The sequence below is a fragment of the Mycobacterium sp. genome, from assembly GCF_035314905.1.
Classification (GTDB): domain Bacteria; phylum Actinomycetota; class Actinomycetes; order Mycobacteriales; family Mycobacteriaceae; genus Mycobacterium.
Map to the genome: position 1 here is coordinate 1 of NZ_DATFYW010000147.1, position 9,233 is coordinate 9,233.

8 protein-coding genes are annotated in these 9,233 nt (G+C 66.2%); all 8 read right to left on the reverse strand.

Annotation, left to right across the window (positions count from 1 at the left end; all coding sequences use genetic code 11):
- Positions 1-552 precede the first annotated feature (552 nt).
- Positions 553-1,761, reverse strand: a complete 1,209-nt coding sequence (locus VKG81_RS12795; RefSeq protein ID WP_324396442.1) for a hypothetical protein — start codon at positions 1,759-1,761, stop codon at positions 553-555.
- A 476-nt stretch (positions 1,762-2,237) separates the two neighbouring features.
- Positions 2,238-2,780, reverse strand: coding sequence for a DUF6611 family protein (locus VKG81_RS12800; RefSeq protein ID WP_324396444.1), 543 nt, complete (start codon positions 2,778-2,780; stop codon positions 2,238-2,240).
- Positions 2,781-2,866: 86 nt separating this feature from the next.
- On the reverse strand, positions 2,867-4,270 hold the full coding sequence (locus tag VKG81_RS12805) for an amidase (RefSeq protein ID WP_324396446.1): 1,404 nt from the start codon (positions 4,268-4,270) through the stop codon (positions 2,867-2,869).
- Between the two features lie 4 nt (positions 4,271-4,274).
- Entirely contained in the window at positions 4,275-5,102 is an 828-nt protein-coding gene (gene tsf / locus VKG81_RS12810) for a translation elongation factor Ts (RefSeq protein ID WP_324396448.1), read from the reverse strand.
- Between the two features lies 1 nt (position 5,103).
- Complete coding sequence (gene rpsB, locus VKG81_RS12815) at positions 5,104-6,006, reverse strand: 30S ribosomal protein S2 (protein ID WP_324396450.1); 903 nt, start codon at positions 6,004-6,006, stop codon at positions 5,104-5,106.
- A 267-nt stretch (positions 6,007-6,273) separates the two neighbouring features.
- Positions 6,274-7,443: a L,D-transpeptidase gene (locus VKG81_RS12820; protein WP_324396456.1), complete on the reverse strand. Its 1,170-nt coding sequence runs from the start codon at positions 7,441-7,443 to the stop codon at positions 6,274-6,276.
- Between the two features lie 229 nt (positions 7,444-7,672).
- Entirely contained in the window at positions 7,673-8,110 is a 438-nt protein-coding gene (locus VKG81_RS12825; RefSeq protein WP_324396452.1) for a GNAT family N-acetyltransferase, read from the reverse strand.
- Between the two features lie 121 nt (positions 8,111-8,231).
- Entirely contained in the window at positions 8,232-9,089 is an 858-nt protein-coding gene (locus tag VKG81_RS12830; protein WP_324396454.1) for a siderophore-interacting protein, read from the reverse strand.
- Positions 9,090-9,233 lie beyond the last annotated feature (144 nt).

Sequence of the window (9,233 nt, forward strand, 5' to 3'; positions counted from 1 at the left end):
GGCTAGGAAGGTCCCCGTCATGGCCCGAGCACCCAAAAATTTGCAACGAGTTTGGTTGTCGGCACTGATACGTGGAGCCGTAATCGGCACCACGACCGACTGCGACCACATTGCAACCGGCACCGGCACCGCAACGGCGCATACGCCGGCGTCACCGGCCAGCTCGGCCGCACGCAATCACCCAGTGTCTCAGCGCATAGCAGGTGGTGGGTAGAGCCGCATGGCAGAGCCGCGCCAAGTGGCTGGCGAATCGGCGAGTCTGCCCGGGGAATCTGTCCCATTCCGCGCTGTGCGCCTGGGGATCTGGACAACCACGACGCGGCGCGAGAACGTGGCTCAGCGGGCCAGCCAGCCGCCCATAATGGCCCATCCCCAACAGGGGCGTGCCCGCCGGACGGCTCGGCATGCTGACTACGGGGGCCGGTGGCAGATCGCGCCGAGACCCAACGCCCGCACCACCCCACCCGGGGCAACCCCTCCCGGGGGCTCGGTGCGCACCGGCCGCCACAGGCAATTCGGAGGGTTACGGGTCTAATGCGTACCTATCCGTCGCTAGCCCCACCAGCAGTCCTGCAGGTTGCCGTTGCCGTCGAGGTAGGTGAAGTGCTGCTGGTTTCCGAACGTGCACACAAACAGGGTGTTGGCCGGTCCAGTCGGTGACGTCAGCGCGGCGGGGGCAGTCGCCGTCGGGACGGCCACGAACTCGTTCGCCACGCTCGGCCCGGCCGCGTTGGCGTTGTTGATCTGCTGCAGATTCCATTGGTTGGCGTCGCCGTCATACCAGCAGTCCTGCAGGTTGCCGTTGCCGTCGAGGTAGGTGAAGTGCTGCTGGTTTCCGAACGTGCACACAAACAGGCTGCCGGGCGTGGCGGGGGCAGTCGCCGCCGGGACTGCCACAAACTCGTTCGCCACGCCGGGCACGTAGATGGGGTTGGCGTTGTTGATCTGCTGCAGATTCCATTGGTTGGCGTCGCCGTCGTACCAGCAGTCCTGCAGGTTGCCGTTGCCGTCGAGGTAGGTGAAGTGCTGCTGGTTTCCGAACGTGCACACAAACGTGCTGCCGGCCACGGGGAAAGTCGCCGTCGGGACGGCCACAAACTCGTTCGCCACGCTCGGCCCCGCGCCGTTGGCGTTGTTGATCTGCTGCAGATTCCATTGGTTGGCGTCCTCGTCATACCAACAGTCCTGCAGGTTGAAGTTGCCGTCGAGGTAGGTGAAGTGCTGCTGGTTTCCGAACGTGCACACAAACAGGCTGCCGGGCGTGGCGGGGGCAGTCGCCTCCGGGACGGCCACGAACTCGTTCGCCACGCCGCCCCCGTAGATGGGGTTGGCGTTGTTGATCTGCTGCAGATTCCATTGGTTGGCGTCGCCGTCATACCAGCAGTCCTGCAGGTTGCCGTTGAGGTCGAGGTAGGTGAAGTGCTGCTGGTTTCCGAACGTGCACACAAACGTGCCGGCCGTGGCGGGGAGAGTCCCCGCCGGGACGGCCACAAACTCGTTCGCCACGCTGGGCCCGGCGGCGTTGGCGTTGTTTATCTGCTGCAGATTCCATTGGTTGGCGTCGCCGTCCCACCAGCAGTCCTGCAGGTTGGCTTCTTGCGTAAGGCTGACGTAGGTGAAGTGCTGCTGGTTTCCGAACGTGCACACAAACAGGGTGCCGGGCACGGGGGCGGCAGTCGCCTCCGGGACGGCCACAAACTCGTTCGCCACGCTCGGCCCGGCGGGGTTGGCGTTGTTGATCTGCTGCAGACTCCAGGCCATTGTGACTACTCCTTGAAGATGGATCATCTCTTTCCGACGTCGATCGAACTGTTTCCGACATCGATCGAAACACTGCGCCTCGAAGCGGCCCAAGGTAGCGGGCTACTCGATTTTGGCCGCCGGCTGTCGCCTGCCACGGCGAGTGTGATGCGGTGATCAACGCGTCGCCGCTTCGAGGGCTAGCAGCGGCCCGAGCCGAGATCTAACCCCAGCGCCCCCACGCCAAGCTCTTCGACCTCGCCACGGTAGGCGGACTCGAACTGGAAATCCCGTGGTGTCGTCATCAACCACATATATCAACCGGGTCGATGTATATCAATATGGTTGATATATAAGCGCCAAGCGCCATGGCTCGTCCGCACATCTGCATGCGGCCGGCTTTTCAACGGCCGCCGGAGCGCCTGCGCCGGTGCCAATACTGGGCGCCGACCATGACCGACGTCACCAGCAGGATTTCGGGGAGCTGTTGCAGCACTTCAGCCATCCACACCGACCTCGAGACGGTTGTAGGCCTCCCACCACATGGCCTCGTGCTCGACGGGCGACATCTCGCCCTGCTCACGCAATTCATCGGCCGTGGTCAACATCTCGACAACCGCTTCCCATTTGCCGTACATGGCCTCGCTGCGTTGGTCGGAATAACCCTCGACCAGGACCACCGACAGCGAACGGACCTGCACCCGCGCTGGTCCGGACATGACGAACAGCACCGCGCCCACACCCAGGTACGCCGCCGCGCACGCCACCAGCGTTGTCAGAGGCGTGAGAACGACGTCACCCAGGCACATCGCCGCGAGCAGCGCCAACGCGGCCCCTCCCACAGGCCAACCGCGCCACGCCCGAACGAGGCGCCGGTCGGCAGCAGCGATACCCGGCGGGAACACGCTCAACCGATAGCGTCGCAGGCCGTAGCGGCCGAACATCGCATCGAACGAGCCCCACACACGGTTGCCGTCCAGCAAGCTCAGCCACCACGTGCGAGGTTTGGGTGAAGCGACGCGCGCGTCGGCCTGGTTCATGCAACGACGTCTACTCCGTATTCGGGTCGTTGCGCGGCATGTGAACGGGATCCATACGCGGGGAGCCCGAAACTTTTACGGGATCCTCACTCCTGGATCCGCCGCCAAGGCCGGGCCTCTTCGAGTTCGTACGCCAGTTCCAGCAGCCGGGCTTCCTGTCCGACACCGGCGGACAGCATGATGCCCTGCGGCAGCCCTGCAGCGGTCTCGGCCAACGGCAGCGAGATAGCCGGCTCACCCGACGCGTTTTGCAACGGCGTGAACGCCACCCAATCCACCAGCCGATCCATGATCTGCTGATATTCGGCGGTCGGATCGAGGTGGCCGATGCGCGGTGTCTCGTGAGCCAGTGTCGGTGTCAGGACCGCGTCGTAAGTACGGAAGAACCGCGCCGTCGCGCGGCGCACCGAGGCGAGCCGTGCAATTGCGCGTGGAAGGCGGTGCAGGTTGCGGCTCGCGAAGCGGTCGAGCCCCAGCGTGAGGTTGTCCAAACGGCCCCGGTCGAAGCTCTTGCCGTACGCACGGGTACCACCGCGCACCAACGAAAATGCCAGGAACGACCAGTACAGGATGAAGTCATCGGCGAAATGGTCGGGCACCGGCGGCCCGTCGAGGTGCTGGACGCGGTGACCGAGTTCTTCGAGCAACCCAGCCGTCTTCAAGGTCGCCTCCCGCACGTCGGCGCTGGATTGACGCCCGATCGTGGTGGTGACCACCGCGATCGAGAGGCGCCGCCTTCCCGGGGCCGCGACGTCACCGATCGGCGGCAGCTTCCGGTTCCGCCACAACTGTTCCACCTCGCGGTAAAACGCCGCGGTGTCCCGCACCGACCTCGTCACCACGCCGTTGGTGACGAGCCGGACGGGCATCTGACCCATCCACTTGTCCAACGGCAGTCGGCCGCGGCTGGGCTTCAGACCCACTAAACCGTTGCAGGAGGCGGGAATTCGGATCGAGCCGCCGCCGTCGTTCGCATGGGCGATCGGCACCGCGCCGGCCGCCACGAACGCGGCCGACCCCGAAGACGACGCGCCGGCCGTGTGGTCGGGGTTCCAGGGGTTGCGGACCGGGCCGATCCGCGGGTGCTCGGCCGCGCCGCTGAACCCGAACTCCGACATCTGCGTCTTGCCGACCGGTACCAGTCCTGTCGCAAGGAAGGTGCGCGCCCAATCCCCGTGGGCCCGTGCCGGTCTCGGCGTCCACGCATCGGTACCCTGCATCGTCGGCATCCCGGCCACGTCGACGTTGTCCTTGATAAACGTCGGCACCCCGGCGAAGAAGCCGCGCTGATGACCGGCGGCCCGCCGTCGGGCGCGGTCGAACGCCTCATGGGCCAGCCCGTTGAGGGCAGGGTTCACCGCCTCGGTGCGGGCGATCGCGGCCTCGACCAGCTCAGCGGGCGATACGTCACCCGAGCGGATCCGCTCGACCAAACCGACCGCGTCGGAGTCACCCAGCGCGTCGTCGCCGTAGGCGTGGATGCGCGTCATGCCGCTAGGCCTGGCCTACCTCGAACCGGGCGAATCGCGTCACGGTGATGCCGGCCTCGCCGAGAAGCTGCTTGACGGTCTTCTTGTTGTCCGACACCGACGCCTGCTCGAGCAGCACGACGTCCTTGAAGTAGCCGCCGAGGCGGCCCTCGACGATCTTCGGTAACGCCTTCTCCGGCTTGCCCTCGGCCCGCGAGGTCTCTTCGGCGATGCGCCGCTCGTTGGCGACGACGTCCTCGGGTACGTCCTCCCGCGACAGGTACCTGGCCTTCAGCGCCGCGATCTGCAAGGCGACCGCATGGGCCGCCTGGGCGTCGTCGCCGGTGTACTCCACCAGAACGCCGACGGCCGGCGGCAGGTCCGCCGACCGCTTGTGCAGGTAAGTCTCGACGTTCCCGTCGAACGCCACGACGCGGCGCAGCTCGAGCTTCTCGCCGATCTTGGCGGACAGGTCGGCGATGGCTTGCTCGACGCTCTTGGCGGCCGACCCTTCGGAAATCGGGGCGGCCTTGAGGGTGTCGAGGTCGGTGGCCTTCGACTCGACAGCCGCGGTCACGACCTCGTCGGCCAGCTTCTGGAACTCATCGTTCTTCGCGACGAAGTCGGTCTCGGAGTTCAGCTCGATCATCGCGCCGCCCTTCGCCGCGACAAGCCCTTCGGCGGTGGCGCGCTCGGCGCGCTTGCCGACATCCTTGGCGCCCTTGATCCGAAGGATCTCGACGGCCTTGTCGAACTCGCCGTCGGCCTCGGTCAGCGCGTTCTTGCAGTCGAGCATGCCGGCGCCGGTCAGCTCCCGCAGTCGCTTGACGTCGGCAGCGGTGTAGTTAGCCATGTCAGCCTTCCGTGGTTTTGGTTTCGGTGGCAGTCGATTCCGGAGCCGCAGCGGCGGCCACACCTGACTCCGGAGCCGCAACGTCGGCGACACCTGACTCCGGAGCCGCAGTGGCGGCCGGCGCGTTCGCGGTCGCGGTGGCCAGCAGCTCCTGCTCCCACTCGGCCAGCGGCTCGGCGGACTCGGCCTCCGGCTTGCCCTCGCCGTTGCCCAATCCGGCGCGCGCCTGCAGTCCCTCGGCGACGGCCGCGGCGACCACGCGGGTCAGCAGTGCGGCGGAGCGGATCGCGTCGTCGTTGCCGGGGATCGGGTAGTCGACCAGGTCGGGGTCGCAGTTGGTGTCGAGGATCGCGATGACCGGGATGCCGAGCTTGCGCGCCTCGCCGACGGCGATGTGCTCCTTGTTGGTGTCGACGACCCAGATCGCTGACGGAACCCTGTTCATGTCGCGGATACCGCCGAGGCTGCGCTCGAGCTTGTTCTTCTCGCGGGTCAGGCCGAGGATTTCCTTCTTGGTGCGCCCCTCGAAGCCACCGGTCTGCTCCATGGCTTCGAGCTCCTTGAGGCGTTGCAGCCGCTTGTGCACGGTCGAGAAATTGGTGAGCATCCCGCCCAGCCAGCGCTGGTTGACAAAGGGCATGCCGACGCGGGTGGCCTCGTCGGCGATCGACTCCTGCGCCTGCTTCTTGGTGCCGACAAACAGGATCGTGCCGCCGTGGGCGACGGTTTCTTTGACGAACTCGTACGCCTTGTCGATGTAGGTCAGCGTCTGCTGCAGGTCGATGATGTAAATGCCGTTGCGGTCGGTGAAGATGAACCGCTTCATCTTGGGGTTCCAGCGACGGGTCTGATGCCCGAAGTGCGTGCCGCTGTCGAGCAGCTGTTTCATGGTCACGACGGCCATGGATATGCCTTGCTTTCGTTGTCGGTTGCCGCCCGGCATCGGGTGATGTCGGGCCCTGGCGCCTGCGGGATGCCGGACCCGCGGTGAGGCGGGACCGCCCGGCATGCCGGTACGAGCTTGCTCGTGGTGCAGGCGCGCGAAGTCAACCCACATACGTAGGTTGCAGGGACGAGCTTACACGGTGCGAACAGGTGCTTTGTCCACTAGCGGGGTCCACTAGCGGGCCATCCGGCACCGTGGGGAATGAAACGACCGCAGGCAGCGATGTCAGCCCAGAGCGCTGCCCTTCAGCCATTGGTCCCAGGGTATGGTCCAGTCGCCGTTTTGCCAGATTTGCAGCGGCTGCCCGCCGGTGTTGTGGACTTCGACGACATCACCTGGTTGGGAGAAGTTGTAAAACCATGTCGCGTTGTCGGCGTTGAGGTTCAAACATCCGTGAGACGTGTCGGTGTTGCCCTGGGCCCACACCGTGGTGTCCAGTTCGTGGAGATAAATGCCGTCGGTGCTGATGCGGGTGGCGTACTTGATCGACTCGCGGTAACCGAGCCGGGAGTTGATCGGCAACCCGAAGGTCGAGGAATCCATGATGACCGGGTTGCCCTTGTCCAGGACCGTGTACACGCCCGGCGGCGTCCAGAATGACAGCGTGTGACCGGCGATGTCCTGTGTCCCGCCCATGCCCATCGATGTCGGCATCGTGCGGACCAAGGCGCCGTTGTTGTAGACGCTGACCTGTTTGGTCGTGTCGTCGGCGATCGATACATGTGCGTCGCCGATGGTGAGCGAAACGTGGCTGTCTTCCTGGCCGTACAGCCCGCCGCCCATCGCAGCGCCGTAGATATTGGCTGACGCGGTGACCGTGGTGCCCGGCGCGTAGTAGTGCTCCGGTCGCCAGTGCACGTTCTGATCGTCCACCCAGTACCAGGTCCCTTGCACAGGAGGCGAGGTGGTCACGCCGAGTCTGCGTTCGGCGGCGGCGTGATCGGTGATGGGCTCGTCGAAGTGGGCCACGATGACCGTCCCGACCCCGTATGTGCCGCCGTCTTGTAGGGCCGCTCCCGAGGTCGTGTTGAGATACACCTTCGTCTGGTTGCTTGGGGTCAGCGTGGAGAAGGTCGCCACCTGCTTTGTCGTAACTCCGCCGGTTCCGCGGCTGGCGACGGTGATCGTGTAGGTGCGGCCATAGCCGAGCGGAACCGACGGCTTCCAGGACGTGCTGTCCGGGGTCATGATGCCCGCGACGGCCTTGCCGGCGTCGTTGACCATCTGGACATCGGTCAGCACTCCGGAGGCGGCCGTCACCAACACCCGGCTCAGCGGGTCGACGTCGCGGGCGTCGGGGCCGGGTGTGATCGACACCACCGCGGGTGCGGCCGGCGGCGAAGCAGCACGACCGGCCACGCTGGCGCTGCAATCGGCGGCGCAGCGCATGATCATCGCGCTTGCGACGGCGCCGGACGCGGCGGTCAGCACCAGAACGGCCGCGACGCAAAGCGCACGGACATGCTGATTGCAGGTCAAGGAGGCATCTCCAAGGTCAGTCGGCGAGGGCCAGCCGGCACACGGCGTCACGCTCCGCCATCCGTGCGGGCGATCCCGATGCTAGCCCGGCCGTCTGGGCGGCGCAGGCCGAGATCATCGCGCACTCAACGGCGCCCACGCAAAGTCACAGGTCGCGAGCTATCAGGCTGCGGCCGTCGTCCTGAAAACCGCGATTTCGGTAGTAGGTGTCCAGGTGGCTTCCATCACGACCATTGGGTGCGATGACCAGCTCCAGATAACGACAGCCGCGCCGGCGGGCCCACCGGGCACTGTCATCGATCAACTGGCCGGCGATCCCCCGACACCGCGCCTCGGGCGTGACGTACAGATCCTCCAGCTCGGCGATGAGTCCGCTTTCCAGCCCAAAGCTCGTCGTTGTGATCGCAAACGCCACAAACCCGCGATCCGAGACGGCCACCGCTGTCCGCGCTGCTGTCGATGACAACAGACTCTTGAGGTTGGCCCGCAGCTCGTCGACGGGTGCAGCGAAGCCTTCCGCGCTGTAGAACGCGGTCGCGAGCGCCAAGACCGCCTCGATGTCCGCGGGACCGGCAGCTCGCACCTCAGCTCCACCCGCGGGATGCGACGATCCTGTCAGCGCGGCGCTCTTCGGCATACCGACTAGCCAGGCGGTGGCCTGTCCGTTCCGCATGTCATAGTCACGACCACGCGGCGCGAGTCGTTCACCGACCGCCTTCTTGTGCCGCCTCGGCCGCTGCCAGTTCGCGTTTCCATTCGCGAAATGATTCCTCAGTCCGGCCCCGCCGCCAGTATCCCGAGATGGAGGCCCACTTCGCGTCGACACCGCGCTCCTTGCGGACGTAGGGCCGCAAGTTGTGCATCACGGCCTGCGCTTCGCCGTGAATGAACACCTGGACCTGGCCGGGTAGCCAGCGGGCCTCCTTGACCGCGGCTATCAACGGGGCGTGGTCGCCGGCGCGGTCCTCTGGGACGAGGTCGCCACGGCCGCCGCGGTAGATCCAGTTCAGGTCCACTCCGGCCCGCGATGTCAGCGGGATCTCGTCATCCGGCTCGGCAACCTCGACGAACACCTGAGCAACAGCCTTGGGTGGCAGCGCTTCCAGCGTCGCGGCGATGGCGGGCAGCGCTGATTCGTCGCCGGCAATCAGGTGCCAGTCCGCCGCAGGGTCGGGCGCATAGGCCCCGCTCGGCCCCATCAGATACGCGGGCTGACCCGGTTGCGCGGCCAGCGCCCATGGGCCGGCGACGCCGTGCTCGCCGTGCACGACGAAGTCGATTGCCATCTCGCGGCGGTCGGCGTCGGCCCAGCGGACGGTGAACGTGCGGACCAGCGGCTGATGCTCAGCGGGCAGCACCTGGAAGCTTTCGAGCGTCAGCGGCGCAGGCAGTGCGGCGACGTCGGTGTCCTCGCGGACGAACACCACCTTGCAATAGGCGTCGGTGAAACTGTTCGGCACGAATGTGTCAAATCCACTGCCGCCGAGGACAACGCGCACGATGTGCGGCGACAGCTGTTCGGTGCGGACCACCTCGAAGGTGTGCACTGGGCGTCCTGCCACGTCGCCTCCCCGGTAGTCGTTAGCAGACCTTACCGACTATACGGGGACCGTCGCGGCGTCGGTGGGCTTCTCTCACAGGGTGCTGATCAGCCCCCCGTCGATCCGGTAGTCCGAACCGGTGGTGTTGCCGGCACGGTCGCTGGC

What these genes read in the sequence shown, in the direction of transcription:
- rpsB (WP_324396450.1), bottom strand. Translation starts at nt 6,006, where the DNA reads ATGGCCGTCGTGACCATGAAACAGCTGCTCGACAGCGGCACGCACTTC.
- tsf (WP_324396448.1), bottom strand. Translation starts at nt 5,102, where the DNA reads ATGGCTAACTACACCGCTGCCGACGTCAAGCGACTGCGGGAGCTGACC.
- VKG81_RS12820 (WP_324396456.1), bottom strand. Translation starts at nt 7,443, where the DNA reads ATGATCATGCGCTGCGCCGCCGATTGCAGCGCCAGCGTGGCCGGTCGT.
- VKG81_RS12795 (WP_324396442.1), bottom strand. Translation starts at nt 1,761, where the DNA reads ATGGCCTGGAGTCTGCAGCAGATCAACAACGCCAACCCCGCCGGGCCG.
- VKG81_RS12800 (WP_324396444.1), bottom strand. Translation starts at nt 2,780, where the DNA reads ATGAACCAGGCCGACGCGCGCGTCGCTTCACCCAAACCTCGCACGTGG.
- VKG81_RS12805 (WP_324396446.1), bottom strand. Translation starts at nt 4,270, where the DNA reads ATGACGCGCATCCACGCCTACGGCGACGACGCGCTGGGTGACTCCGAC.